Here is a 25,868-nt window from a genome sequence, read left to right on the forward strand (position 1 = left end):
CGCCCGCTACGCACCGCAGCAGGCGTGGGCGCTCAGACCTTGAGGTTCGGGATGATCTGCTTCTTGCGGCTCATGATACCCGGCAGCACCACGGTGTCGCCGGAGACCGAGGCGTCAAAGCTCTTTTCAGCGACGGATTTCACCAGATCATTCGGGACCAGCAGCGTGGCCTCTTCCTCGAGTATATCCACGACGAAAAGCAGGACCTGATCTGCGCCATCGTCTTCGGCAACACCGGGCATGGCCGCCATCAGCGCGTCCTTGCGGTCGAGCACCTGCCCGGGTGATGTGGTCTCCAGCACGGACACGCGAAACTGCTTGCCGCCGACCTCATATTCCTTGCTGTCCATGCGCAGAAGTTCAGCTTCGGAGAAGGCCGAGACGTCGGATTTCGCGGCGAACATCTCAGCCGCATAGGCGGAGATATCCACGCCCAGATCCTTGGCCAGATCATGCGCGATGGCCGTGTCTTCCTGCGTGGTGGTGGGGCTGCGGAACTCCAGCGTGTCGCTGAGGATACATGACAGCATCGCTCCTTTCACATCCGTGGGCGCCTGCGCCATGTCCTTGCCGATCATCTTCCACATGATGGTGGCGGTGCAGGCCAGCGGCTCGATCCGAATGTCGATGGGGCCTTTGGTCTCCAGCCCGCCGACCAGCTTGTGATGGTCGATGATGCCCTGAATGTCGGCGTCATTGATGCCCGCAGGCAGTTCCGCCGGGTTGTTCGTATCCACGATCACCACGGGTGTATCAGCGGCCACGTCCGAAATGATCTCCGGCTTGTCGAGCGACCAGCGGTCCAGCACGAACAGCGCCTCGGTGTTGGGCTCGCCCAGCAACACGGGCTTGGCTTCGACGCCCTTGATCCGGTTGAGGTACCAAGACCAGATGATCGGCGATCCGGTGCTGTCGGTGTCGGGGGATTTGTGGCCAAAAACAAGCGTGGTCATGAGGGAATCCTGAAATGTGAAGGGTCATTTTGCGCGCCTTATAGGAGCGGGGGCAGGGGTTGTCACGCCCCCTGCAGAACGCGATTAACGCGGCGCGCATCTTGGCGCGCAGTCGGACAGGGTGTTAGGTTCGGCGCATGTCGACCGCGCGCGAAACAGACCTCTATCCACCGATCAAGGCGTTTCTAGAGGATCAGGGCTATGTCGTGAAGTCGGAGATCGGGGCGGCCGACGTCGTCGCCGTGCGCGGGGCCGAACCGCCTGTGATCGTGGAGCTCAAGGTCGGTTTCTCCCTGGCCCTCTTTCACCAATGTGTGGCGCGCCAGTCCATGACCGAAGACGTCTATCTCGCGGTGGCGCGCCAGCCTGGAAAACGCTTTGCCAAAGCCGTCAAGGACAACCTCAAGCTCGCACGCCGCCTGGGGCTTGGGCTTATGACGGTGCGGCTGTCCGATGATTTGGTACAGGTGCATTGTGATCCAGGCCCCTTCCAGCCCCGGATCACAAAGGCACGGCAGGGCGCGCTGCTGCGCGAGTTTGCGCGGCGCCAGGGCGATCCCAACGACGGAGGGCAGATGCGCAGCGGTCTGGTGACAGCCTATCGGCAGGACGCAATGAAACTGGCGCTCTTCCTCTTTGAAGCCGGAGCCAGCAAGGGCGCCGATGTGGCGCGTGAGACCGGCGTCCAGAAAGCCACTCGCATGATGGCAGACGATCACTACGGGTGGTTCGAACGGGTCGAGACGGGCATCTATGGCCTCACCCCCGCCGGCGCAGCGGCGGTCCAGTCCAGTTCCCGGGTCCTCGGTGCCGAGTAAGCGCTCAAGCGTGCTGCGATGCGGCGGAAAAAAATTGCTCGATGCGCCGGATTTTCGCAAAACCATTGGTTGACAGCGCGCTGTCGCTTGCCTAGCTAAGCGCCGTTGGCACTCAGTATGCGCGAGTGCTAATGATCCGGGCCGCAACAAGGATTGTCCGGATCACTGGGAGAAACTTTGAGCCTCAAGGAGCTGCAAAGATGGCATTCAAACCACTTCATGACCGGGTGCTGGTGCGCCGCGTCGAAAGCGAAGAAAAAACCGCTGGCGGGCTGATCATCCCCGATAGCGCCAAGGAGAAGCCCTCCGAAGGTGAAGTCGTTGCCGTTGGCGCGGGTGCGCGCAAGGACAGCGGCGAGCTGATCGAAATGGCCGTTCAGGCCGGTGACAAGATCCTGTTCGGCAAATGGTCCGGCACAGAGGTCACCATCGACGGCGAAGAGCTGCTGATCATGAAAGAGAGCGACATTCTGGGAATCATCGAAGCGTCGGCGGCTGCAAAAGCGGCCTGAACGCCCCGGATCGTCTGATCTTATCTGAACCACTGAAATTACGGAGAGACAAACATGTCTGCAAAAGACGTAAAGTTTGATACCGATGCCCGCAACCGCATGATGAAGGGTGTGAACATCCTGGCAGATGCGGTCAAGGTCACCCTCGGCCCCAAGGGCCGCAACGTCGTGCTCGACAAATCCTTCGGCGCGCCGCGCATCACCAAGGACGGTGTGTCCGTGGCGAAGGAGATCGAACTGGAAGACAAGTTCGAGAACATGGGCGCGCAAATGGTCAAGGAAGTGGCGCAGCGCACCAATGACGAAGCGGGTGACGGCACCACCACAGCGACGGTACTGGCTCAGGCCATCGTGAAAGAAGGCATGAAGTCGGTCGCCGCAGGCATGAACCCGATGGACCTCAAGCGCGGTATCGATCTGGCCACCGCCAAAGTGGTTGAAGCGATCAAATCCGCCTCGCGCGAAGTGAGTGACAGCGCAGAGGTTGCGCAGGTCGGCACCATCTCCGCCAACGGCGAAGCCGAAATCGGCCAGCAAATCGCGGATGCGATGCAGAAGGTCGGCAACGAGGGTGTGATCACCGTCGAGGAGAACAAGGGCCTCGAAACAGAGACCGACGTCGTCGAAGGCATGCAGTTCGACCGCGGCTACCTCAGCCCCTACTTCGTGACGAACTCCGACAAGATGACTGTCGAGCTGGAAGACGCCATCATTCTGTTGCACGAGAAGAAGCTCTCGTCCCTGCAGCCGATGGTGCCGCTGCTCGAGCAAGTCATTCAGTCACAAAAGCCGCTGCTGATCGTCGCGGAAGACGTGGAAGGCGAAGCGCTGGCCACCCTCGTGGTCAACAAGCTGCGCGGTGGTCTGAAAATTGCAGCTGTTAAGGCGCCGGGCTTCGGTGACCGCCGCAAAGCGATGCTGCAGGACCTCGCGATCCTGACCGGCGGCCAGGTGATCTCCGAAGATCTGGGCATGAAGCTCGAGTCCGTGACCATGGACATGCTGGGCTCGGCCAAGAAAGTGCAGATCACGAAGGACGAGACCACCATCGTTGACGGCGCTGGCGAGAAAGCCGAGATCGAAGCGCGTGTCTCGCAGATCCGCACACAGATCGAAGAGACCACCTCCGACTACGACCGTGAGAAGCTGCAAGAGCGCGTGGCCAAACTGGCCGGCGGTGTTGCCGTGATCCGCGTGGGCGGCATGACCGAGGTCGAAGTGAAAGAGCGCAAAGACCGCGTGGACGATGCGCTGAACGCAACCCGGGCCGCGGTGCAGGAAGGCATCGTCGTCGGCGGTGGCGTGGCGCTGGTTCAGGCGGGCAAGTCGCTCGATGATCTCAAAGGTGCCAACAACGACCAGAACGTCGGCATCGGCATTGTTCGCAAGGCACTGGAGTCCCCGCTGCGTCAGATCGCCGAGAACGCGGGCGTTGACGGTTCGGTTGTGGCTGGCAAGATTCGCGAAAGCGACGATCTGAAGTTCGGCTTCAACGCGCAAACCGAAGAGTACGGGGACATGTTCGCCTTCGGCGTGATCGACCCGGCCAAAGTGGTGCGCACTGCATTGCAGGACGCGGCTTCCATTGCGGGCCTGCTGATCACCACCGAAGCCATGGTGGCTGACAAGCCTGCAAAAGAAGGCGCAGCTGCCGGTGGCGGCATGCCCGACATGGGCGGCATGGGCGGCATGATGTAAGCTCAGCCATTTCGGCAAGACGAGAGGGGCGCACCACCCGGGGCGCCCCTTTTTCTTTTTGGCGTCGGCTTGCGCAGGGGCCTCAGGCCGGGAGCTCCACGATACGGGAGTAGCTCTCCAGCATATCCAGCGCCCGGGCGAAGGTCTCCCTCGGGTTGTCCTTCACCAGATAGCCCGCGACGTTTCGGCTGTAGGCTGATTGGATATCGTCTGGCATGTCGGACGTCGTGAAGACAAAGACCACCAGCCGGTGCAGCCGAGGATCGGCGCGGACCGCTTCGAGAAATTCCAGCCCGTTCATGCGCGGCATGTTCAGATCCAGCGTGACGATGAAGGGCGGCAGCCGCCCCTCCGCGGCCTCCGCTGCGTCGTTGAGGATCTCAAGTGCGTCTTGACCGTCTTTTGCGACGCGCACCCGGTTCACGATCTTAAGCTTTTTCAGCGCGCGTTTCATCGCCATGATGCTGATATCGTCATCGTCGACCAGCAGGAAGGTCGCTTCTTTGGTGCTGTTCTGTTCCATCTGGCTCACTGTTTTGTTTCGAAGGATCATGCGGCATCCGCGTGAGGGTGGGTCAGAGCGCCAAGGCTTTGCTCCGTCGGAAAATCAAAGCTGAAGGTGGCGCCCCGCCCAAGATCGGGGTTTGAGTCCAACATCAGATCACATCTGTAGCGGTCCAGGATCTTGCGAATGATCGCCAACCCAAGACCGCTGCCTTCCACCTCATCGCGCGGCTTCAGCGTCTGGAAAAGCTCGTAGATTCGATCTTGGTACGGCACCGGAATGCCAGGGCCGTCGTCGGTCACTTGAATTGCGAGCCGGTCGTTCTCCAACGACGCCGATATCGTGATATGGCCGCGCGCGCGATCATGGTGTTTGATGGCGTTGGAGATCAGGTTGATCAGAATTTGCCGCAACGGCGTTCTGTAGGTGCGCACGGTCAATACTGGCCCCGTAAATTTCACGGCAAAACCGGGCGGCGGCGCCAGCAATTGCGTGACTTGCTCAACCAACTGCTCCAGATCGACGTCCACGAGGCCCTGCTGCTCCTGGCCGGCGCGGGCATAGTCCAGAAGATCAATCAACAGCCGATCAAGCCTTTGGGTTCGATTCTGCATCATTGAAAGATAAGAGCGGCTCTCCTCGCTGAGAACGTTCTCTTCGTCCTCCAGGGTCCATTCGGTCAAGTCCTGCACGGCTCTGAGCGGAGCGCGCAGGTCATGCGCGGCGACATAGGCGAAGCGTTCCAGATCGATATTCGAGCGTCTCAGCTCTTCTGCGTTCTGCTTGAAGACATGCAGCGCGCGGGCGATGTCGCCCAGTTCGTCTGGCCCATCGATGTTGATGGGATGATCGATATTGCCGTCCGCAATGGCTGAAACTGTCTCGTTGAGCCGGCCCATGCGGCGGTTGATCTGCTGTTCAAGAATGATCGTGTTTCCAATCAGAGTGATGCTCGCGGCGAGAAACAGGCAAATTATCAGGCTGATCGACAGGGACCGGGTCGCCGCATCCAGCCCCAACGACCGTTCCGCGACCGCCTCTCTCGCGTTCGACATCAGATCGTCGATGCCGAGAGAGAGCGCAGTAACTATGGCTCGCTGCGTTTGCTGCTCGGCAAGATGCTCGTTCCGCAGCGCAATTTGGGCGTCGGCCATGGCGATCAGGCCGCGGTCTCCGAAGGTCAGGTCGTTCAGTTGTGAAAACAGATCCGTCAATTCGGTGCTTTGCAAACCGGGGTCGAGGGTTGAAAGCGTACCGGCAGCGCGGTTGAACGCCGCGTCCAGGCCGCGGCGGGTCTCGGTGAATTCTTGTGAAGATCCCACGCTTTCCGCAATCCGGACGAGGCCCGCGATTGTGTCAACATCGCCGGCGAGCCTGTCCGGAACACGTGATGCCGCAAAAAGATCAGAGACCGGCCCATATGTGTGCCCTGATCCTATGCTGTCGCTTGGGTGCGCCTTGAGTATACGACTTTCGATTTGTTGTGCCGTCTCTTCGCGGAAGGACAGCAGCACTCCCCGCAATTCGGTACTGACGCGGTTCAGGTCCCGCTGCAGATCAGCGATCCGCTGCTCGGCCAACGACAGCCTCTGTCGCCGATCAAAACTGTTCTCAACAGACGTCCGCAGCCTATCCACTTCGGTTTTCAACTGCGTCGCTGATATGTCACCACCCTGCATTTGCAAGACCGTCGCGAGCTGCGTCCGGAAGGCGTCAATCCGCGTGATCAGATCGCGCTCTATCTCTGCGGCTGTTCCGGGTCGTTCCGTTTGGTCGCTGCGATCCAGCGCCCGAACGATGTCGTTCAACTCCCGCTCTACCGATTGGGCCTGGATCAGCGTTGGCAAGGCGCCGTTCGTCAACGTCAGATGTGCGGAAGAGATCTCTCGCAGTTGTGTGAACCCGGCAAAGCAGGCCGCCACGGTGACCGCGCCAACCGCCAGCAGAAGCAATCGGAGGCGGGCGACGATGCCTGAGAATAGGCCGCGTTTGGCCGGAACAGAGTGCTTTGGTGTGTCCACGCGCCTCATTTAGGCCGTAAGGATTAAGCCGCCCTTAAACGCAACACTTTGACGGAAAAGTTTCATCGTTCTGCGCGCCTGCGCCGTCCAAACCGTTAGTGCGGGTACGTGGGTGTTGCACATCCGGCTCGCGTGGCCACCAATCTTAACGCTGTCTTCAACCGCTGCCGCTAGAATCGCCCAACTGCATACGAACAGGAGCTCTCGGCATGACGGCAAATCCTCTTGCGATCAACGACACTGGGTCCGCCGGTGCGCCCTCTGCTGCGCCGGGCTCAAACGATTTTGAGGATTTCATCTATCTGATCAGCCATGACGTCCGGAACTCGGTCCGCGCGCTGATCGAACTCCCCCAATGGATCGAGGAAGACCTGACCGTTGCCGGGGTTCGGTTGGAGGGATCAGTTGCGGAGAGCATCGATCTGATGAACCGTCACACCGGACGGCTCGATCGCATGTTGGTGGACCTTTTGACCTTTTCCCGCGTCGGGCGCATGCAATCCGTTGTCGATGTGGACGTGCATCAGGCCCTGAAAGACGTGCTGGACGAGATCGGTCTGCCCGCGGGTTTCACTGTCGAACACGAGTTGCCCTGTGACCGGGTTACCCTGGGGGAGCGGGATATTCTGACGTTGCTCACAGCGCTGATTTCGAATGCGATCAAACATCATGATCGCAGTTTTGGAAAGATCATGGTGCGCTGCGCGCGCGAGGCCGATGATATTGTTCTGTCGGTCACGGACAATGGGCCCGGCATTCGCTCAGAGTTCCACGAGCGGATCTTCGGTGCAATGACCACGCTCCGCCCCCGGGACGAAGTAGAGGGCAGCGGCATGGGCCTCGCGATCACACGCAAGATCGCGCAGCTATACGGGGGCAACGTCATGCTTCGTGCCAAAGACGGGGAGCGGGGAAGCACCTTTGAGGTCCGCTGGCCAGCGTAAGAGGCCACTGATTTGCAGCATGAAAGCCAGTGAGGCGGCAAACGCGCGAGGGCTCGAGGCGTCTGTGGTTTAGTGAGGGTGCCCTCAGTTCCCTGCCTGGTGGTGAGGCGCATGGCCGTCGTCAACACTCGAAAACGCCGCGACGGCTCTGACAAACGCAGCCGTGCCCGTATGCAGGTGGGTTGGCCGAGGGGCTGAGGCTGCTGGTCACACACTGTCGAAACTGGCTTAAGGGCCGGAACCGAAGAAAAATTGCCGTTCAACCGCTCTTGGCTGGCCCGACCAGACAAGCTATTGCGCCGCAATGCGCCTCTTTCTGCTGACCAGCTTCACGATGATCGCCTTTGCGGCGAATTCCCTTCTGACCCGGCTGGCAGTGGACGGCGCGTTCATCGACCCCAACAGCTTTGCCATCATCCGGGTCCTGGCCGGCGCGGTGACACTTGGCATCATCATGAGCGCGCGGCGCAGCCAAATGCGTCTCTTTCATCGCAGCCGCGCCATCGGAGCCATCAGCCTTGCCATCTACATGGCCGGGTTTTCGCTGGCTTACCTGACACTGGACGCAGGCCTTGGGGCGCTCATTCTCTTCGGTGTCGTCCAAATGTCGATGTTCGGCCACGCGACGATCACCGGCGCGCGCCCCACTTTGCGACAGATCTTTGGCGCGAGCCTCGCTTTTGTCGGTCTGATGCTCGCGCTTTGGCCTGGGCCGGGCGGTCAGGCCGACCTGCCGGGCGCGGCCTTCATGACCATCGCAGGTCTGGGCTGGGCTGCCTACACAATCTCGGGCCGGGCAGAAGTCGACCCGCTCGCAGCGACCACTGCCAATTTTATCCTGTGCCTACCAATCGTGTCGGTGGTTCTGCTGGCATTCACTGTAAACACAACCCTCACCGGCTGGGCGCTGGCGGTGCTGTGCGGAGGGGTGACCTCGGGGCTGGGCTATGCGTTGTGGTATTCGGTTCTGCCTCGTCTGCCGCAGAACCTCGCACCGATTGTCCAGCTCAGCGTGCCGATCATCGCGCTGGTTGCGGGCGCCGTCCTTCTGGGCGAAACACTGAGCCTGATCGTTGTCCTTGCTGCAGCGCTTGTGGTTTGTGGAATCGCACTTGCGATTACTTCACGATCTCTTCAAACGCGTCGTAGATAGCCGGTGTCTCTGCCGAGAAGGCGACGCGGGCGAGGCTGTCCGGCTTTACCCACAGGTGTGGGATATCCGTCTCACCGGCCCAGACATGCTGTGTGACGATCCGTTCAGGGTCCTGCCAGGTCTCTGAAATCTCCGCCGAGCCGACGATGCTGCAGCGAAAGAAAAGGTCGACCTGGTGAAACCCTGTGCGTGGGTCGTGAAACTCGTTGACCAGACAAGGCGCGCCGACGGTGATCGTCAGCCCTGTTTCCTCATGCACTTCGCGGACAAGATTGTCGGGCAGAGAGGTGCCCGGCATAATGCCTCCACCCGGGGCGCATAGCAACCGGCTTTGGCCATTGGCCCAGGCGTTGACGAGCAGCAGCCGCCCATCGTGCACGATAACGGCCCGTGTGGCCAGACGAACAGCATGCTTGCCCATAAATCCGATGTTTTCCACAATGCGCGTGACGTTAGCCTTTTGTCATCGGGACAATGCCACTATCTCCGTGGATATGACCAGAGCTCTCAGACTATTGCTGGCCACCTTTGCGCTGGCCATCGCCGCGACAGCAGCGGATGCACGCTGTGCCGTGCTTCTGCATGGTCTTGCGCGCACCGAGTTCTCGTTTGCGCTCATGGAGGCCGCTCTGAACGCCGAGGATTATACCGTTGTACGGCCTGGCTATCCCTCTACCGAGGCGCCGGTGGGCGAACTGGCGGCCCAGGTCGTGCCCCGGGCAATCGCCGGGTGTGGGCCGCGCGGACGCGTGGACTTCGTGACCCATTCGATGGGCGGTATCCTGTTGCGGCAATGGGTGGCCGACAACGCGCCGGACCGGATCGGTCGCGTGGTCATGCTCGCGCCACCCAATCAGGGCAGTGAGGTCGTGGATGCCCTCGATGATATCGACGCATTCGACTGGATCAGCGGGCCGGCGGGCGCGCAACTCGGCACAGGTGACGAAGATCTGCCACGCAGCCTGCCGCCGGTGTCGTTTGATCTTGGTGTCATCGCCGGTGATCAGTCCCTGAACCCATATTTCTCGTCTCTGATCCCGGGACGGGACGATGGCAAGGTCTCGGTCGCCTCGACGCGTGTGTCGGGTATGAACGATCATATCGTTCTGCCGGTGACCCATACGTTCATGATGAACAATCCACGGGTTATTGCGCAAACCGTGGCCTTCCTGAATACAGGGCGCTTCGACCGTTCTCTCACATGGTTTGATGCGGTCTTGTCCCAGCTTGGATGCCCGAATGGAAATTGCGTCCCGCGGGTGGGGGAAATGATTGGTCGACCTTAGGTTTCAGGGCGCGCAGGTGCTCGGGCCAGATGGGCTTGCCGAGTGTGATCTCGCGATCAGCGGCGGGCGGATTGTGGACCATCTCGCGTGCAAGACCGTTGCGCTGCCGGGGTATCTGCTGCTGCCCGGCATCGTGGATCTGCATGGCGATGCGTTTGAGCGGCATCTGGCCCCGCGCCGTGGCGCGATGAAGCAGATGGCCGAGGGGCTGGTGGCGGCCGAAGCAGAGCTGGCCGCCAACGGCATTACGACGGCGGTTCTGGCGCAATTCGTCAGCTGGGAGGGGGGGCTGCGCGGGCTGGAGTTCGCAGATCAGGTCTTTCAGGCAATCCGCGACACGGCCCCCGGACTGGTCACTGATCTGCGCGCACAACTCCGGTTTGAGACCCATCAACTCGACCTCTACGACAGCTTGCCGGACCGGATCGCGGCCTGGGGCGTCGACTATGTGGTCTTCAACGACCATCTGCCGCATGCGCGCCTTGCTGAGGGCCGCAAACCTCCGCGTATGGTCGGACAAGCCCTGAAGGCAGGTCGCAGTCCGGAGGATCACTTTGCTCTGATGCAGCGCTTACACGCCGGGCGAGATCAGGTGCCCGACGCGCTCGACGCGCTCTGCTCCCGGCTGGCCGCGCGCGGTGTCCGCATGGGCAGCCACGACGATGCAACCGAAGCGCAGCGCAGTCGCTGGCACGCCCGCGGTGTGGCCATCGCCGAGTTCCCGGAAACGCAGGATGCGGCACAGGCGGCGCGGTCCGCCGGCGACAAGATCGTGCTGGGGGCGCCCAACGTGGTGCGGGGTGGGTCGCACAACGGCAATGTCTCGGCGCTGGATCTGATTGCGATGGGTCTCTGCGACGCGCTGGCCTCGGACTACCACTACCCTAGCCCGCGGCGCGCCGCGTTGATGCTCGCCAGAGGCGGGGTGGCGGATTTTGCCGAAAGCTGGCGTCTGATCTCGGAAGGCCCGGCAGCGGTGCTGGGTTTGACAGATCGGGGCCAGATCAAACCGGGGTACCGCGCCGATCTCGTCATCCTCGACGAGCGGACGCACCGCGTGGCGGCGACACTGGTTGCGGGGCGGTTCAGCTATCTGAGCGGAGACATCGCCGACAGGTTCTTCGCCACCTAGCTGGCAGAGGATCTGCGGATCCGATTGACGTGTCCCATCTTGCGCCCCGGTTTGACCTCTGTCTTTCCGTAGAGATGCAGCGCAGTGTCCGTCTCGCGTGCAAGGGTGTCCGCGCGCTCCACATCGGTCCCGATCAGGTTCTCCATCGTGACATCAGCATAGCGTGTGCCATCTCCCAGCGGCCAGCCGGCTACCGCGCGGATGTGCTGTTCGAACTGATCGACGGCGCAGCCGTTCTGGGTCCAATGTCCGGAGTTGTGTACCCGCGGGGCGATCTCATTTACCACCAAGCCGGCATCTGTGACAAAGAGCTCGACGCCGAGAACGCCGATGTAGTCGAGCGCATTCAGCACTTTTGCTGCAATCAAAACCGCATCCGTCCGCTGCGCCGCTGAGAGACGCGCAGGCACCGTCGTGCTGTGCAGAATACCGTTCTTGTGCAGGTTTTCGCCCGGATCGAAACAGGCGACATCACCCTTTGCGCTGCGCGCGGCGATGACCGAGATCTCTCGTGTGAATCCGACAAACCCTTCAAGAATGGCCGGTTGATCGGACATCGCAGCCCACGCCTGATCAACGTCGTCCAACGATGTCAGCCGCGCCTGCCCCTTGCCATCATAGCCAAAGCGTCGGGTCTTCAAGATGGCAGGGAGGCCAATGTGATCAACAGCGGCCTTCAACGCAGCGGGGTCTGCCACGTCTGCGAAAGGGGCAACGGTGAGCCCGAGGTCTTCCAGATAGGTTTTTTCGGTCAGCCGGTCTTGGCTGACACGCAGAGCCTCCCGGCCGGGCCGTATCGGCACACGCGTTTCGATGACGTCGAGCGCGGCGGTCGGGATGTTCTCGAACTCATAGGTGACCACGTCGACGCTTTTCGCAAACGCGGTGAGCGCAGCGTCATCGTGATAGCCCGCTCTCGTCACCTTGTGTGCCACCTGACCCGCGGGCGGCTCCGCACCCGGCTCGAAGATATGTGTTTTCAGGCCCAACCGGGCCGCAGCAACAGACAGCATGCGCCCCAGCTGGCCACCGCCGAGAATTCCGATGGTCGCGCCCATCGGCAAAGGGTCAGTCATCGCTGGGCTCCTCGGGGATGGAGGCGGAGAGCGCCGCGCGCCATCTGTCCAGACGCGCGGCAAGATCGGCGTCATACAAGGCAAGAATGCCCGCGGCCATCAGGCCGGCATTGGCAGCGCCCGCGGCCCCGATTGCCATGGTTGCGACCGGATAGCCCTTCGGCATCTGCACGATGGAATACAACGAGTCGACGCCGGAGAGCGCCTTGGTCTGCACAGGGACGCCGATCACCGGGACGCGCGTTTTCGATGCCATCATGCCGGGGAGGTGGGCTGCGCCGCCGGCCCCTGCAATGATAACCTGCAGCCCCCGTTCGACAGCCGTTCGGCCGTAGTCCCAAAGCCGGTCAGGCGTGCGATGCGCCGAGACGATCCGCGTCTCATAGGCGACGCCCAACTCGTCCAACAGCCTGGCCGCTTCTGACAGCGTGGGCCAGTCCGACTGGCTGCCCATGATGATCCCGACAATGGGTGTGGTCATATCAGAGGCTCCCCTGGACCCGACGTGTGGAAGCGGCACTATAGTGAAACGCGGCTTGTGGGCAATGCGCTGGCGACGGGCTCAGGCAATAATGTCGGGGGTGAGGCGATCTTCGATCTGTGCGATCAAATCCTTGAGGCGCAGCTTGCGTTTTTTCAATCGCTGCAGCGTGAGCTGATCGCCCATGCCTTTCTCGGCCAGTGCCTGAATGGCTTCATCGAGGTCTCGGTGTTCGCGCTTGAACACCTCAAGCTCAACACGCAAAACTTCGTCGGTTTTCATCGACAGATCGGTCGGGGCGTTCATGTCTCAACGATTCCGTTCATCACTTGCCATCTATAATAAGCATTCACCAACCTGTGGCAAAGCCCTTGCACCCCGGGCCGTTGCTACCCATATTTCTAGGGCAGGCCGCCGCAACGGGACCTGCGATAGACTGTCGCTTGACTGATGAGGACGTGTCGCATGACGAAAATGACTCTGGCTTCCTACCCCCATATGCTGGGGTTTGAGCAGCTTGAACGCTTGCTGGAGCGGACCGCAAAATCCGGCAACGAAGGCTACCCGCCCTTCAACATCGAACAGACCTCGGATTATTCCTACCGCATTACCCTGGCCGTGGCCGGTTTTGCCGAAGACGATCTGTCGATCACCGTGGAAGACCGACAATTGGTGATCCGCGGGCGCCAGACCGAGGACACCGACGGCCGCGTCTTCCTTCACCGCGGCATCGCCGCGCGTCAGTTTCAGCGGAGCTTCGTGCTCGCGGACGGGGTGGATGTCGGCGAAGCGATTATGGAAAACGGCCTGCTGCATGTAGATCTGAGCCGCGCCAAACCGCAGACAGTCGTCCAGACGATCAACATCAAGAAGGGGTGAGCAGATGCACGAACAGTTCGAAATGACACCCGCCGACAGACGGATTGTCTATGTCAAAGCCGTGGATGTGACGGAACTGCCACAGGAAGTGCAGGCACAGGCTGGTGATCTTGATCAGCTATATGCTGTGCATGACAGCGATGGTCAGCAACTGGCTCTTGTCGCGGACCGAAATCTGGCTTTCCGGCTGGCCCGGCAAAATGATTACGCACCCGTCGCGGTGCATTGATTGCATTCGCCTGATATGAAGCATTGACCCAAGGCCGCAGATCGCTGCGGCCTTTTGTGCTGCCAGAGGTTGAACATGACGTTCGAATTCGATTGGGTCGATGCCTTTTCTGAAACGCCTTTCGGCGGCAATGGTTGCGCCGTCGTTCATGGCGGCGCGGTCGTACCGTATGACGTCTGCAGGGCCTACGTGCGCGAGACGTCCCTTGTGGAATGCACCTTCACCGGTCCTTCTGATGTGGCTGATGTTCGGGTTCGGTATTTTCTGGCGAGTCGGGAGATCCCCTTCGCGGGTCATCCGACCGTTGCGACGGTTGTGGCGATGCGGGCGCGCGGGTTGATTTCGGATGGCCGTCTCACGCTTGAGACGGCCGCTGGGATCGTTCCGGTCGAGGTCGCGGGCACGCAGGTAAAAATGACCCAGATCGCACCGGAGTTTGGAGCCGAAGTCCCGGCTGGCCTCATTGCTCGGGTCGGTGGCCTGGCCGACTCGGACATTATCGCGCCGCCGCAGGTGGTCTCTACCGGGTTGCCGTTCGTGATTACCGTTCTGAAGGACCGCGCGGCGCTAGACCGCGTGCAACTCGATCTGCAGGCGCTTGCAGATCTGGGCACGCACCTTGGCCAGCCCGACATCGGCATGCTGGAGCCGTTCTGGGTCACCCGACCGGGTGCTACCGCTGCCGGGGATACCTTTGGCAGGCTCCTTCTTGCCCCGCCCAGCCCGCCGGAGGATGCCTTCACCGGATCGGCCACCGGCGCGATGGCATCCTATCTCTGGCGCCACGGGCTGATTGATCGGCCGGACTTTGTTGCGGAGCAGGGCCATGGTATGGGACGGCCGGGTCAGGCTCAGGTCCATGTGCTGGGCCCTCGAGAGGCGATCACCGGTGTCGAAGTCTCTGGACACGGGGCCGTTGTGATGTCCGGGACCGTGCATTTGCCCGATCGCCTTTGACATAAAGGGGGCCACCGCTCTATGTGAGCGGCGGCCTTAAATTGGCGGGCTTTCGGTTCACGTGCGACCGGTGATCAGCCCCATACTCTCAAGCTTCAGCAGAACCTGATGTGCGCAGTTGTCGACATCGACATTCTCGGTCTCGACACTCAACTCGGGGTTCTGAGGCACGTCGTAGGGGTCCGAAATCCCGGTGAACTCCTTAATTTTACCCTCCCGCGCAAGCTTATAGAGCCCCTTGCGGTCGCGCCGCTCGCATTCCTCGATGGAGGTTGCCACGTGGACTTCGACAAAGGCGCCGAAGGCTTCGACGTCCTCGCGCACGGCGCGGCGCGTGGTGGCATATGGCGCGATGGGCGCGCAGATGGCGATGCCGCCGTTCTTGGTGATCTCACTGGCGACATAGCCGATGCGGCGGATGTTCAGGTCGCGGTGCTCTTTCGAAAAGCCCAGCTCGGAGCTGAGGTTCTTCCGCACGATGTCGCCATCCAGCAGCGTGACCGGACGGCCGCCCATCTCCATCAGCTTGACCATCAGCGCGTTGGCGATAGTGGATTTGCCTGAGCCGGAGAAGCCAGTGAAGAAGACGGTAAAGCCCTGCTGGCTGCGCGGCGGGCGCGTGCGGCGCAGCTCGGCCACAACCTCGGGGAAGGAGAACCACTCGGGGATCTCCAAGCCCTCGGCCAGACGGCGCCGCAACTCTGTGCCCGAGATGTTCAGGATGGTGACCTTATCCTTATCCTTGATCTCATCCGCAGGCTCGTATTGCGCGCGCTCCTGGACCCAAACCATATGTTTGAAGTCCACCATCTCGATACCCATTTCCTCCTGATGCTCGCGGAAGAGGTCCTGCGCATCGTAAGGGCCATAGAAGTCCTCACCGGCGGAGTTCTTGCCAGGGCCCGCGTGGTCGCGGCCCACGATGAAGTGCGTGCAGCCATGGTTCTTCCGGATCAACCCGTGCCAGACCGCTTCGCGCGGGCCGGCCATACGCATCGCCAGGTTCAGCAGCGACATGGAGGTGGTGGCGGCGGGGTATTTGTCCAGCACCGCCTCATAGCAGCGCACGCGAGTGAAGTGATCGACATCGCCCGGCTTGGTCATACCCACAACCGGATGGATGAGCAGGTTGGCCTGCGCTTCACGTGCCGCGCGGAAAGTCAGCTCCTGGTGGGCGCGGTGCAGCGGGTTTCGGGTCTGGAAGGCAACGACGCGCCGCCAGCCCACCTTGCGAAAGAAGGCGCGCAGCTCATTTGGAGTATCGCGGCGCGCGCGGAAGTCATAATGCACCGGTTGTTGGATGCCGGTTACCGGGCCACCGAGATAGATCGCACCGGCCTGATTGTGCAGGTAGTTCACGGCCGGGTGTGCATCGTCATCCGCACCAAAGACTTTTTCAGCCTCCCGTGCTTTATCGGGCGCCCAGCGGTCGGTCACCGTCATGGTGGCGAGGATCACGCCCTCCTGGTCGCGCAGCGCGATGTCCTGGCCGATCTCCAGCTTGTCGGCAAACTCTTCGCCCACATCGAGGGTGATGGGCATGGGCCAAAGAGAGCCATCGGCCAGGCGCATGCTCTCGACAACACCGTTGTAGTCGGTCTCAGACAGGAACCCTTTCAGCGGACTAAAGCCGCCATTCATCAGCAATTCCAGATCGCAGATCTGGCGCGGGGTCAGATCCCAACTGATCAGATTGCCTGCTTCGGCTTTCAGCTTCTGGGCCGAATCGTAGGACACGTAGAGTTCGGGAATCGGAGAGAGGTTGGCAGTGGTCATCAATTTACTCGCTTACAAAATTGCTTCGGCATTCCCCCCAAATGCCTTCCGCTGGGCCTTTAACGCGTAAAGCAAGGCTCTTTCAAGCACAGAGTGTGACCAGCCTGCGCAATTCCTGTGTCGATAAGCTGAATGGCTGCCGAAGGTCGGCAGTACTCAGAGCCGATGGAGTGTAATCGGCAAGCCGCCTTTCGGTTTCGGGATGGGCATCCGCTGCCACTCGGGCGCGGGACCTGCGAGCTCAACGCGATATGACCGCAGCAGCGTGGCGATGAAAAGCTTCACCTGGAGTGTGGAGAAATGCATGCCGATACATTTGTGCGCGCCGCCGCCGAAGGGCGTCCAGGCGAACTTGTGGCTCTTGTCTTCCGTCCGTCCCGGGGCGTAGCGGTCCGGATCGAAGGTGGTAGGGTTGCTGAAGTGCTTGGGCGACAGCATCGTGACACCGGGGTTCAGAGCCAGCGATGTCCCGGCGGGGATGTCATAGCCCTTCCAGGTGAAATCACGCGTCGCTTGGCGTGGTATGAAGGGCACCGGCGGTACAAGGCGCAGAGCTTCGCGGAAAACGTTGTTGGTCTGCGTCATCGTCGCCAGCGCCTCCCCGTCGAGCGGGCCATCGCCCAGGCCGGCAACCTCGTTGATCAGCCGATCCTGCCAGTCGGGGTGGGACGCGAGCGCTTCGATCATGACCGATAGCGCCGTTGCGGTCGTGTCATGCGCGGCCATGATCAGCAGGTTGAATTGGTCGAGAATCTGATCTTCGTCCCAGCCACGGCCCTCTTCATCACGGGCGAGACACATCTGAGAGAAGAAATCATCCCCACCTGTCGCCCGCCGTTCCGGGATCATCTGACGAAAGGTCTCGCGCAGAAAGTCGCGCCCACGTACGCCCCGCCACATCGGCGTTCCGGGAATCGGCCAGCGGATCACGGCTAGAGAGGCGCGAATCTCATCCTGGATCGCGCGGTTGACCTGTTTCGCCAGCGCGCCGTCCAGCGGCAACCCCATGAAGACCGCGCCGCCAAGGCGCAGGGTCAGATCCTTGATCGCTTTATAGAAGTCAAAGGGCGCGTCCGCGGGCCAGCTGTCGAGCAGCTCACCCATCGCATCCGTCATGCGCAGGCGGTAATCGCGAATGGCTGAAGCGCGAAAGGCCGCCTGCATGATCCGACGGTTGGCGCGATGATGATCAAAATCCTGCAGCAGCAACCCGCCGGGATAGATGCGTTTCAGCGCATCCCAACCGCCTTCGGAGGAAAACAGGTTCTCGCGGTCCAGCAGCACGCGCTCCATCGCCTCGGCGCCGCACAGGTTCACGCGCCAAACCCCAAGCATGTTTGTCTTATAGACCGATCCATACCGCGCGATGTAGTCCTGTTGGGTTCCGTAGCTGTCGCGCACGATCTGCAGGGTGTGACCGATCACCGGGAGAGCAGGCGGACCGGGGATATGCGCGAGCGCGGCTTTGGTGGGCATGAGGGACCTCGTGGACAGGAAAAGCAACGCGCCGGTGCGGCGCAAAGCGACTTATCCTGACCTGAGGTTTGAGGTGCCTTAACCCACCGTGCGCACGCAACACCCGGTGGTATTAGGGGGGTGTCGACGGCCAACGGGCGTTCGTTTTCAGCGGATTGCTGCGGGCAACTACTCCGCGGCGCTATTTGCGACCTCGGCGCCATAGCCCAGAGGCAAGGAAATCTCAGCCCCTTCGTTCTCGGCGAGGAACCGCTCCGCTTCCAGCGCGGCCATGCAGCCCATCCCGGCAGAGGTCACCGCCTGCCGGTACTTATGGTCGGTCAGATCGCCCGCTGCGAAAACGCCGAGGATCGAAGTCTCGGTGCTGTCGGGCTTGGTCACCACGTAACCGCCCATATGGGTCTCCAGCACATCCTTGACCAACTCGTTGGCCGGTGCATGGCCGATGGCCACAAAGACACCCTTGGCCCGGATTTCCGTGATCTCACCCGTCTTGCTGTGCCGCACGCGGACCGCCTCGACACCAAGCGGGTTGTCCGTGCCCACGACCTCGTCCAGCTCGTGGAACCACAGCGGCTCGATCTTGGGGTTTTTCATCAGGCGGTCGATGAGGATTTTCTCGGCGCGCAGTTCGTCGCGCCGGTGTATCAGCGTGACCTTCGAGGCGAAGTTGGTCAAAAAAAGCGCTTCTTCAACAGCGGTATTGCCACCGCCGATCACCACGATCTCCTGACCACGATAGAAGAAGCCATCGCAGGTTGCACAGGCCGAGACGCCGAAGCCCTTGAACTTCTCTTCCGACGGCAGGCCGAGCCATTTCGCGCGGGCACCCGTCGCAAGGATCACCGCATCCGCGATGTAGGTGGTGCCGCTGTCGCCCTTCGCCGTAAAAGGGCGCTGCGAGAGGTCCAGATCGGTGATGATGTCACCAATGATTTCGGTGCCCATCGCCTTTGCGTGGGCCTCCATGCGGACCATGAGATCCGGGCCCTGCACCTCTGTATCGCCCGGCCAGTTCTCTACCTCGGTGGTGGTGGTCAGCTGGCCACCGGGCTCGATCCCCTGCACCAGAATAGGGTTCAACATCGCCCGGCTGGCATAAACACCTGCGGTATAGCCCGCGGGACCGGAGCCGATGATCAGCACGCGTGTTTGTCTTGTCTCGGCCATAGGAATCCCCAATCCGTTTCGAAGCGGCTGTTGAGATATATAGCCTTGCTGAGGGCACCGAAACCCCTGTCGTTGCGGCGCTGCGTGCAGGTCTGGGTTGCATTTTGGCAGAGTACTGGAAAGAATCTTGCGCCAAGGTGAAATATTATTGCGCATACTTCGCCTGATGTTATAACAACCGCAAAATTCGGGGGCGAAATGGCTGCAACGCGACTTGATCCAATTGATCGAAAAATTCTGGCAGAGCTTCAGGCTGACGGGCGCATGACCAATGTGGAGTTGGCCAAGCGCGTGGGGATCTCGGCACCTCCGTGCCTGCGGCGCGTTCGCACACTTGAGGAAGCGGGCTACATCAAGGGGTACCACGCTGACGTCGATGCACGTGAGTTGGGATTCGAAGTTCAGGTTTTCGCCATGGTAGGACTTGCCAGCCAGGCCGAAGCCGATCTGACCGCCTTCGAGAACCGCTGCCGGGCATGGCCGCTCGTGCGGGAGTGTCACATGCTGAACGGAGAGGTGGATTTCATCCTGAAATGCGCAGCACCCGATCTGTCCAGCTTCCAGCGCTTTCTGACAGGTGAGTTGCTGACGACCCCGAATGTGGCCAGCGTCAAGACCTCACTGGTCATCCGCGGTGCCAAGGACGAGCCGGGCGTGCCTTTCGACGTGCTTGAAGAACGCCTGAGCACCTCCGCATAGTTTGCTTCGCCTGGTGCTTGCCTCCCGAAATGCCACTTGTCATGGAGTTATCCGATATCAACCGGATCAGCGGTCCGGCTGACATCGTGTCAAACCTGCAATCGCCGCGCCTGCGATCGCCCCGATAAAGGGGCTTTCATAGGGTGATGGCGGCGAGAAGACGGCCATAGTCCGCCTCTTTGGCGTGCGTCGATCGCCGATACGAGTAAAAGCGATCAGGATCGGAGTAGGTGCAGTGCCGCGTCCATTCCGCGTGATCTACACCAGCTGTGCGTAGGCGGTGAAGCCCGAACCCCGGCAGGTTGAACAGCATCCTGTCGCCAGGTCCCGCGGCAAAAAAGCGGGCATTGTCGGGGTCATCCGCGAGGAACATCTCGAAGAAGTCCGGTCCCACCTCATAGGCACGTTGCGAGATCGAGGGCCCGATGGCTACGGTTACCGCCTCTCGCCGCGCGCCGAGTGTGCACATGGCGTCAAGGGTTGCCTCCAGAACACCGTCGAGCGCACCACGCCACCCGGCATGTGCCGCACCGATCACGCCTGCCTCATGATCCGCGAAGAGCACGGGCTGGCAGTCAGCAGTCAGAACCGAGAGGGCAACCCCCGGCTGATCCGTAACAAGCGCATCCGCTTTGGGTTTGTCGGGCAGCGGCCCAGCGACCGTGACAGCCTTGGCGGAATGGACTTGATGAACCCCGACCAGGTGATCGGGGGGTACTCCCATCGCCTGCGCGGCGCGCGCCCGGTTGATCGCGACGATTTCAGATTGATCCGAACTCCCGTGGCCACAGTTCAGCCCGGCAAAAACACCTGAGGAGGCTCCTCCACGGCGCGTGAAAAAGCCGTGGCGGACAGGGGAGAGGATATCCGATGTCAGTATTTCAAGCGTCATGTATCCAACCCCGGCGGTGGGGTGCCACCTTCCGGAAACAGACCCATCACTTTGAACAGGTTTCCCATTTCGTCCGGGTGCGTCAAGCGCCGATGCGCGGCGATATGGCTTTCCAGCGCTGATCCGCGAAGACCTGCTGCAAGGCTTTGCGCGCGCTGCGTGATGCCCAGCCGTTCGAGGAAGATGCCCTGCGGTGTCAACCGGCTGGTTTGGCAGGGCGTGGCCATCGCCAGCGCCTCGAAATCCACATGTGCCGTGAGATCCGCCTCTCCCAGTGTCGCCAGCGGATCGACCGGTTCGTGGTTCCGAACGGCCTGGAATGTATCACCGAGACTGCGCCAATCGCCGTAGTCGATGATCAGACCCGCACCGCCGAAGTCGGATATGCGGCGTCCAATTTCCTGCATGATCGGCACCGCCGACGGGGCAAACTCGATTACGTCGCCTGGGCGGGTTTCAGAATGACGAGCCACCAGAACCGGTTGCGGTAACTCCGGCCCGAGACCACGTGTAAGGGCGCCGGCAACAACGCCAATCTGCGTCTCCCGCCAATGCCGCTCGGTGCGGGTGAACTGCCGGATGGGGAGCGCATCGAAAAATTCATTTGCGATCAGGAAGAGCGGTTGGTCCGGCAACGATTCCACGCTGGCGCAATGTGTCACGCTGTCCGGTGACAGCAATCTGCGCTGCTTGTCTTGCAGGCCCTTCGACGCCTCGACAAGTATGATTCGGGCACCGTCTTGAAATTGAGGCACGTGGCGGGTCGCCCTCAGGACGTCGGCCATCAACGTGCCACGGCCCGGCCCGAGTTCGGCGAGGGTGAAGGGGTGCGGCGACCCCTGATCCATCCAGGCCTGTGCCAGGCATAATCCCAACACCTCGCCGAACATCTGACTGATCTCCGGAGCGGTGGTAAAGTCGCCGTCTTCACCGAAAGGTGCCGCAGTGGTGTAGTAGCCGTAATCGGGATGCAAAAGGCACTCGGCCATATAGTCGGCCAGGGACAGCGGCCCGGTCTGTGCGATCCGCGTCATAAGCAGGGCGCGCAGGCTCATCCGGATCGGCGGGCGCGCGCCATCAGCCAAAGGCCCAGCAGGATCATCGGCAAGGACAGGATCTGTCCCATGGTCAGGCCCCACGCACCGACCTGCCAGGCCAGCCCAAGAGGGTTGCGGTCGCTGATAAACTGCGCATCTGGCTGACGCACGAACTCCACAAGAAACCGCGCAGCGCCGTAGCCTGCAAAGAACATGCCGGCAATGCGGCCCGGTGTCTTCAGTGCGCCCAAGCGCCAGACCATCCAGATCAGAACCGCGCCCAAAAGCAGACCTTCGAGCCCTGCCTCATAGAGTTGAGAGGGGTGTCGACCGCAAATGCCCACGACGCCGGGGCAATCCTGTGCCGCGTCCGTCGGAAAGGCCACCGCCCACGGCACGTCGGTCGGTCGTCCCCAAAGCTCTGCATTGATGAAATTGGCAAGCCGACCCAGCAACAACCCGGGCGGCACGCCAAGCGCCATGATGTCCGCTGCGCTCAATCGCGGGATGTCGTGCCGCCACGTATAGATCAGCCCCGCGAAGACGACACCAAGCAAACCGCCGTGAAACGCCATTCCGCCTTGCCATACCGCCAGAATCTCGCCGGGGTTCTGCAAATAATACACAGGCTGATAGAAGGCGACATAGCCGAGACGCCCACCCAAGATGACGCCGATGATAACCCATGTGAGCAAATCCTCGATCTGCGTTTTGGTCATCACAGCTGTGCTGTTGGGCCAAAGCCGCGGCGTCTGAACCGCCAGCACGACCAACCGCCAGCCCAGCAGAATGCCGACGATATAGGCCAGAGCGTACCAGCGCAGAGCGAACTCAAAACCGAACAGCGAGATCGCGAAGATCTCCGGTGAGATGTCGGGGAAAGGCAGGAGCGCTCGCATGACGCATCCTTTCCTGCGCGTAGCACGGGAAGTCAACCTTGCAGGGTGCAGTGTTTCGCACCATATAACAGGTGTGAACAGCCGGAGGCGACCAATGCAAACGCGTAACAAGATTTTCGATGACATTTCGCAGCTGATGACCAATGCGATGGGGGTCGCTCAGGGCGCGCGCGATGAGGCGGAGACGGCGATGAAGGGCATGATGGATCGCTGGTTGGCCGACCGCGATTTCGTCACGCGGGAAGAGTTCGACGCCGTGCGGGCGATGGCGCAAAAAGCACGCGAAGAGAACGAAGCTTTGAAGGCTCGCCTGGACGCGCTCGAGACCAAGGGCTGACATTCGAACCAGTTACCTCGTGACGGGTGTGCAACGGCGGTTGCGCGCCCGTTTTTCGTTAAGATTCGGTTAATCGCAATCCCCAAAGGTTACCATTGGTAGTATTTTGCGGCGTATTCCGTCTGATCCACAACTTATTGCGGTTACCCACAAGAATAGGGGTTGCCACATGGGACTTCACGCCCCACCATATCTTGTATAAGTACGGGGGCTCGCCCCGGCTTGTAGAGCAGGCACCTAGCTTTGGGGGCCACCTTGGGCCCAAACCGCTAGTGCGATAACAAGAGGTGGTACCATGGCCCTGTCCGAGCAGTTTCTTGAAGACGACATTCACCCCATCGACATCGTGGAGCATCTGGCAAATCATCACGAGTGGGATTTTGACCGTATTTCAGACGAACAGATCGCGATGGCCGTGGAAGGCCAGTGGCGAACCTACTCGCTGACGCTGGCGTGGTCGGCCTTCGACGAAACGCTGCGCATGATCTGTACCTTCGATATGGAGCCACCGGAAGACAAGCACGCAGAGCTCTACGAGCTGCTCAACCATGTAAACGACCAATGCTGGGCGGGGGCATTTACCTATTGGGATGAGCAGAAGCTCATGGTGTACCGCTACGGCCTGGTCTTGGCCGGCGGTCATGTGGCCAGTGCCGATCAGATCGATACGATGATCGGGGCGGCGGTAATGAGTGCAGAACGGTACTATCCGGCCATGCAACTGTTGGTCTGGGGCAATCAGTCCCCAACCGAAGCGCTGCAGGTCGCCATTGCAGAGGCATACGGTCGGGCGTAAACCTTCCCCCCGGAACAGCAGACGTTTCGGGGGAAGGTTTTATGCAGGACAGTCGGATCGCCCGGTTGGGGTTGGTACTGCTCGGCTGCGGCAAGATGGGATCTGCCATGCTGGCCGGTTGGCTGGCGCGGGGCCTGCCGGTGTCCTCGGTTTGGGTTGTCGACCCCAACCCGTCGGAGTGGCTGCAGTCCAGCGGTATTCATCTCAATGAGGTCTTGCCCCCGAAACCGGCGGTCGTGCTGATTGCGGTCAAGCCGCAGATGATGTCCGACGCGCTCCCAATCTTGGCCGCCATGGGCAATGGCGAGACCGTTTTTGTCAGCGTCGCCGCCGGGATCACGCTCTCACGGCTGGAAGCCATCCTCGGAGACCGGACGCCGATTGTGCGCGCGATGCCGAACACACCCGCTGCGATCTCTCAAGGGATCACGGCAATTGTGGGCAACGCCCAGACCGGAGACGCCGCATTGCACGAGGCCGAAGATCTGTTGGCCGCTGTGGGCGCTGTGGTTCGGCTTGACGAGGAGGGCCAGATGGATGCGGTCACTGGTGTCAGCGGGTCCGGACCGGCCTATGTTTTCCACATGATCGAAACTCTCGCCGCCGCTGGTGTGGCGCAGGGCCTACCCGCCGAACTTGCGTTGACCCTCGCCAAAGCCACCGTGGCCGGAGCGGGCGCGCTGGCGCAACAGGCCGATGAAGACCCCGGTCAACTGCGCATCAATGTGACGTCACCGAACGGCACAACCCAGGCCGCGCTGGAGGTGCTGATGGACCCGGAGTCCGGCTTTCCTGCGCTTCTGAACCGCGCCGTGACCGCCGCGACACAGAGATCGAGAGACCTGGACAATGGATGACATCAGCTTTGACGAGTTCCTCAAAGTGGACATCCGCTGCGGTACCGTCCTCAGAGCCGAGCCGTTCCCCGAGGCACGCAAACCAGCGATCAAGATGTGGATTGATTTCGGCGCGGAGATTGGCGAACGCAAGACCTCTGCCCAGATCACCGCGCATTACGAGCCAGAGGCGCTTGTCGGCAAACAGGTTCTCGCCGTGGTGAATTTCCCGCCGCGGCAGATCGGGCCATTCATGTCCGAAGTTCTGGTCCTTGGCTTGCCGGATGAACATGGGGAGATTGTTCTGATCGGCCCCGATCACGACGTACCGCGGGGAGGGCGGATGCATTGACCAAAATTTTTATGACACGGCCTCTGCCCGACACGGTCCAGGCCGCCGCGCGGGAGATGTTCGATCTGACGGTGCGTCCGATGACGTCGCCGCTGACCGTCGAGGAGATGCGCACCGCGCTCAGTGACTATGACGGCGTTATCCCCACCCTTGGAGATCTCTTCTCGGAGGAGATCTTCCTCGCGGAAGACACGTGGCGGTGCCGGATTCTCGCGAATTTTGGGGTTGGCTACAACCACATCGACGTTGCGGCGGCGCAGCGTGCCGGGATGGTTGTGACAAACACCCCAGGGGCGGTCACCGATGCTACAGCGGATGTCGCCTTGACCCTGATACTGATGAGCGCGCGACGTGCAGGCGAGGGCGAGCGGCTGGTGCGGGCCGGGCAATGGGATGGATGGCACCCGACACAGTTGCTGGGCATGCACCTGGGCGGCAAAACAGTCGGGATAGTCGGTATGGGGCGGATCGGGCAGGCCATTGCGCGGCGCTGCCACTTGGGGTTTGGCATGCAGGTCGCCTATCACAGCCGATCCGCCAAGTCTCTCGACTTCCCGGCGGAGCAGAAGACCGGTTTGCTGGAGCTTGCCGCCGCCGTGGATGTCTTGGTGGTTGCCGTGCCCGGAGGAGACGAAACCCATCATTTGATCAACGCGGAGGTGTTGGATGCGATGCCCGCGCATGCCCATCTCATCAATATCGCGCGCGGTAATGTGGTTGAAGAGGCGGCACTTGTCCGTGCCCTCAGTTCCGGTCAGATCGGCGGGGCCGGGCTGGATGTCTATGAATTCGAACCTGCGGTGCCGGACAGCCTGTGCGCGATGGAGAACGTCGTGCTTTTGCCGCATATCGGCACGGCTGCGCTGGAGGTGCGTGAGGACATGGGGCTGATGTCGGTGCGGAACCTGCAGGCGTTCTTTGCCGGAGAGGCACCGCCGAATCTCGTCTGATGTC

At 61.2% G+C, this 25,868-nt stretch carries 29 protein-coding genes; 16 read left to right on the forward strand and 13 right to left on the reverse strand.

The annotated features are described in order from the left end of the window. Window positions 1-32: 32 nt before the first annotated feature. The gene (locus Q1A71_RS12555) at window positions 33-953 is read right to left on the reverse strand and encodes a manganese-dependent inorganic pyrophosphatase (protein WP_299676358.1); all 921 of its coding nucleotides are present in this window, start codon (window positions 951-953) and stop codon (window positions 33-35) included. A 137-nt stretch (window positions 954-1,090) separates the two neighbouring features. On the opposite strand from Q1A71_RS12555, the gene Q1A71_RS12560 reads away from it, so the two are divergent. The 3 genes from Q1A71_RS12560 to groL all read left to right on the forward strand — a co-directional run bounded on the left by Q1A71_RS12560 (window position 1,091) and on the right by groL (window position 3,981). Then, the gene (locus Q1A71_RS12560) at window positions 1,091-1,771 is read left to right on the forward strand and encodes a DUF2161 family putative PD-(D/E)XK-type phosphodiesterase (protein ID WP_299676361.1); all 681 of its coding nucleotides are present in this window, start codon (window positions 1,091-1,093) and stop codon (window positions 1,769-1,771) included. A gap of 200 nt (window positions 1,772-1,971) precedes the next feature. Next, window positions 1,972-2,283: a co-chaperone GroES gene (groES, locus tag Q1A71_RS12565; RefSeq protein WP_299676364.1), complete on the forward strand. Its 312-nt coding sequence runs from the start codon at window positions 1,972-1,974 to the stop codon at window positions 2,281-2,283. 54 nt (window positions 2,284-2,337) lie between these two features. Further along, window positions 2,338-3,981, forward strand: a complete 1,644-nt coding sequence (gene groL, locus Q1A71_RS12570) for a chaperonin GroEL (RefSeq protein ID WP_299676367.1) — start codon at window positions 2,338-2,340, stop codon at window positions 3,979-3,981. A gap of 82 nt (window positions 3,982-4,063) precedes the next feature. On the opposite strand, the gene Q1A71_RS12575 is transcribed toward groL, so the two are convergent. Together Q1A71_RS12575 and Q1A71_RS12580 are read right to left on the reverse strand one after the other, a co-directional pair. Beyond that, window positions 4,064-4,534, reverse strand: coding sequence for a response regulator (locus tag Q1A71_RS12575; protein WP_299676393.1), 471 nt, complete (start codon window positions 4,532-4,534; stop codon window positions 4,064-4,066). Next, a complete protein-coding gene (locus Q1A71_RS12580) occupies window positions 4,531-6,507 on the reverse strand; it encodes an ATP-binding protein (RefSeq protein WP_299676396.1) in 1,977 nt (658 codons plus the stop codon). Before Q1A71_RS12580 ends, Q1A71_RS12575 begins: the two co-directional genes overlap by 4 nt. A gap of 209 nt (window positions 6,508-6,716) precedes the next feature. Here Q1A71_RS12580 and Q1A71_RS12585 point away from each other — a divergent pair, with 209 nt between their 5' ends. Beyond that, window positions 6,717-7,451 (forward strand): ATP-binding protein, encoded by a 735-nt coding sequence (locus tag Q1A71_RS12585; protein WP_299676399.1) that lies wholly within the window; start codon window positions 6,717-6,719, stop codon window positions 7,449-7,451. A 304-nt stretch (window positions 7,452-7,755) separates the two neighbouring features. Beyond that, window positions 7,756-8,604: a DMT family transporter gene (locus tag Q1A71_RS12590; protein ID WP_299676402.1), complete on the forward strand. Its 849-nt coding sequence runs from the start codon at window positions 7,756-7,758 to the stop codon at window positions 8,602-8,604. On the opposite strand, the gene Q1A71_RS12595 is transcribed toward Q1A71_RS12590, so the two are convergent. Beyond that, window positions 8,570-9,025 carry an NUDIX domain-containing protein gene (locus Q1A71_RS12595; RefSeq protein ID WP_299676405.1) on the reverse strand — a complete coding sequence of 152 codons (456 nt, stop codon included), beginning with the start codon at window positions 9,023-9,025 and terminating at the stop codon, window positions 8,570-8,572. The two genes, Q1A71_RS12590 and Q1A71_RS12595, sit on opposite strands and share 35 nt — an antisense overlap. 73 nt (window positions 9,026-9,098) lie before the next feature. On the opposite strand from Q1A71_RS12595, the gene Q1A71_RS12600 reads away from it, so the two are divergent. After that, on the forward strand, window positions 9,099-9,890 hold the full coding sequence (locus tag Q1A71_RS12600; RefSeq protein ID WP_299676407.1) for an alpha/beta fold hydrolase: 792 nt from the start codon (window positions 9,099-9,101) through the stop codon (window positions 9,888-9,890). After that, complete coding sequence (locus Q1A71_RS12605; RefSeq protein WP_299676410.1) at window positions 9,877-11,022, forward strand: alpha-D-ribose 1-methylphosphonate 5-triphosphate diphosphatase; 1,146 nt, start codon at window positions 9,877-9,879, stop codon at window positions 11,020-11,022. The genes Q1A71_RS12600 and Q1A71_RS12605 overlap by 14 nt, the downstream gene beginning before the upstream one ends. On the opposite strand, the gene Q1A71_RS12610 is transcribed toward Q1A71_RS12605, so the two are convergent. The 3 genes from Q1A71_RS12610 to Q1A71_RS12620 form a co-directional block, all read right to left on the reverse strand. Further along, window positions 11,019-12,098 carry a 5-(carboxyamino)imidazole ribonucleotide synthase gene (locus Q1A71_RS12610; protein WP_299676413.1) on the reverse strand — a complete coding sequence of 360 codons (1,080 nt, stop codon included), beginning with the start codon at window positions 12,096-12,098 and terminating at the stop codon, window positions 11,019-11,021. The genes Q1A71_RS12605 and Q1A71_RS12610 overlap by 4 nt on opposite strands. Next, window positions 12,091-12,579, reverse strand: a complete 489-nt coding sequence (gene purE, locus Q1A71_RS12615) for a 5-(carboxyamino)imidazole ribonucleotide mutase (RefSeq protein WP_299676416.1) — start codon at window positions 12,577-12,579, stop codon at window positions 12,091-12,093. The genes Q1A71_RS12610 and purE overlap by 8 nt, the downstream gene beginning before the upstream one ends. An 81-nt stretch (window positions 12,580-12,660) precedes the next feature. Beyond that, complete coding sequence (locus tag Q1A71_RS12620) at window positions 12,661-12,885, reverse strand: DUF465 domain-containing protein (RefSeq protein ID WP_299676419.1); 225 nt, start codon at window positions 12,883-12,885, stop codon at window positions 12,661-12,663. A 159-nt stretch (window positions 12,886-13,044) separates the two neighbouring features. Between Q1A71_RS12620 and Q1A71_RS12625 the strand changes: the two genes are divergently transcribed. The 3 genes from Q1A71_RS12625 (at window position 13,045) to Q1A71_RS12635 (ending at window position 14,644) form a co-directional block, all read left to right on the forward strand. Further along, window positions 13,045-13,458, forward strand: a complete 414-nt coding sequence (locus Q1A71_RS12625) for an Hsp20 family protein (protein ID WP_299676422.1) — start codon at window positions 13,045-13,047, stop codon at window positions 13,456-13,458. Between the two features lie 4 nt (window positions 13,459-13,462). Beyond that, window positions 13,463-13,687, forward strand: coding sequence for a DUF1150 family protein (locus tag Q1A71_RS12630; RefSeq protein WP_299676425.1), 225 nt, complete (start codon window positions 13,463-13,465; stop codon window positions 13,685-13,687). 75 nt (window positions 13,688-13,762) lie between these two features. After that, window positions 13,763-14,644 carry a PhzF family phenazine biosynthesis protein gene (locus Q1A71_RS12635; RefSeq protein ID WP_299676428.1) on the forward strand — a complete coding sequence of 294 codons (882 nt, stop codon included), beginning with the start codon at window positions 13,763-13,765 and terminating at the stop codon, window positions 14,642-14,644. Between the two features lie 57 nt (window positions 14,645-14,701). Here the strand turns inward: Q1A71_RS12635 and Q1A71_RS12640 are convergent, their stop codons facing one another. From Q1A71_RS12640 to trxB, 3 genes are all read right to left on the reverse strand, one after another. Further along, window positions 14,702-16,420 carry a bifunctional sulfate adenylyltransferase/adenylylsulfate kinase gene (locus Q1A71_RS12640; RefSeq protein WP_299676431.1) on the reverse strand — a complete coding sequence of 573 codons (1,719 nt, stop codon included), beginning with the start codon at window positions 16,418-16,420 and terminating at the stop codon, window positions 14,702-14,704. Between the two features lie 156 nt (window positions 16,421-16,576). Continuing rightward, window positions 16,577-17,896: a cytochrome P450 gene (locus Q1A71_RS12645; protein WP_299676434.1), complete on the reverse strand. Its 1,320-nt coding sequence runs from the start codon at window positions 17,894-17,896 to the stop codon at window positions 16,577-16,579. A 168-nt stretch (window positions 17,897-18,064) separates the two neighbouring features. Continuing rightward, window positions 18,065-19,066, reverse strand: coding sequence for a thioredoxin-disulfide reductase (gene trxB / locus Q1A71_RS12650; RefSeq protein ID WP_299676437.1), 1,002 nt, complete (start codon window positions 19,064-19,066; stop codon window positions 18,065-18,067). A 198-nt stretch (window positions 19,067-19,264) separates the two neighbouring features. On the opposite strand from trxB, the gene Q1A71_RS12655 reads away from it, so the two are divergent. After that, window positions 19,265-19,765, forward strand: coding sequence for an Lrp/AsnC family transcriptional regulator (locus Q1A71_RS12655; protein ID WP_299676440.1), 501 nt, complete (start codon window positions 19,265-19,267; stop codon window positions 19,763-19,765). A 136-nt stretch (window positions 19,766-19,901) separates the two neighbouring features. On the opposite strand, the gene pgeF is transcribed toward Q1A71_RS12655, so the two are convergent. The 3 genes from pgeF to lgt are packed head-to-tail and all read right to left on the reverse strand — an operon-like array spanning window position 19,902 to window position 22,593. Further along, a complete protein-coding gene (gene pgeF / locus Q1A71_RS12660) occupies window positions 19,902-20,657 on the reverse strand; it encodes a peptidoglycan editing factor PgeF (RefSeq protein WP_299676443.1) in 756 nt (251 codons plus the stop codon). Then, a complete protein-coding gene (locus tag Q1A71_RS12665) occupies window positions 20,654-21,712 on the reverse strand; it encodes an SAM-dependent methyltransferase (protein WP_299676446.1) in 1,059 nt (352 codons plus the stop codon). Before Q1A71_RS12665 ends, pgeF begins: the two co-directional genes overlap by 4 nt. Then, on the reverse strand, window positions 21,709-22,593 hold the full coding sequence (lgt, locus tag Q1A71_RS12670) for a prolipoprotein diacylglyceryl transferase (RefSeq protein ID WP_299676448.1): 885 nt from the start codon (window positions 22,591-22,593) through the stop codon (window positions 21,709-21,711). The genes Q1A71_RS12665 and lgt overlap by 4 nt, the downstream gene beginning before the upstream one ends. 94 nt (window positions 22,594-22,687) lie before the next feature. Here lgt and Q1A71_RS12675 point away from each other — a divergent pair, with 94 nt between their 5' ends. The 5 genes from Q1A71_RS12675 (at window position 22,688) to Q1A71_RS12695 (ending at window position 25,864) form a co-directional block, all read left to right on the forward strand. After that, entirely contained in the window at window positions 22,688-22,930 is a 243-nt protein-coding gene (locus Q1A71_RS12675; RefSeq protein ID WP_299676451.1) for an accessory factor UbiK family protein, read from the forward strand. 295 nt (window positions 22,931-23,225) lie between these two features. Beyond that, complete coding sequence (locus tag Q1A71_RS12680; RefSeq protein ID WP_299676454.1) at window positions 23,226-23,726, forward strand: YbjN domain-containing protein; 501 nt, start codon at window positions 23,226-23,228, stop codon at window positions 23,724-23,726. A gap of 41 nt (window positions 23,727-23,767) precedes the next feature. Continuing rightward, complete coding sequence (gene proC, locus Q1A71_RS12685; protein WP_299676457.1) at window positions 23,768-24,583, forward strand: pyrroline-5-carboxylate reductase; 816 nt, start codon at window positions 23,768-23,770, stop codon at window positions 24,581-24,583. Continuing rightward, window positions 24,576-24,914: a tRNA-binding protein gene (locus Q1A71_RS12690; protein WP_299676460.1), complete on the forward strand. Its 339-nt coding sequence runs from the start codon at window positions 24,576-24,578 to the stop codon at window positions 24,912-24,914. The genes proC and Q1A71_RS12690 overlap by 8 nt, the downstream gene beginning before the upstream one ends. Further along, window positions 24,911-25,864: a D-glycerate dehydrogenase gene (locus Q1A71_RS12695; RefSeq protein ID WP_299676463.1), complete on the forward strand. Its 954-nt coding sequence runs from the start codon at window positions 24,911-24,913 to the stop codon at window positions 25,862-25,864. Before Q1A71_RS12690 ends, Q1A71_RS12695 begins: the two co-directional genes overlap by 4 nt. Window positions 25,865-25,868: the final 4 nt, after the last annotated feature.

It is taken from the genome of uncultured Roseobacter sp. (genome assembly GCF_947493125.1).
Taxonomy (GTDB): Bacteria; Pseudomonadota; Alphaproteobacteria; order Rhodobacterales; family Rhodobacteraceae; genus Roseobacter.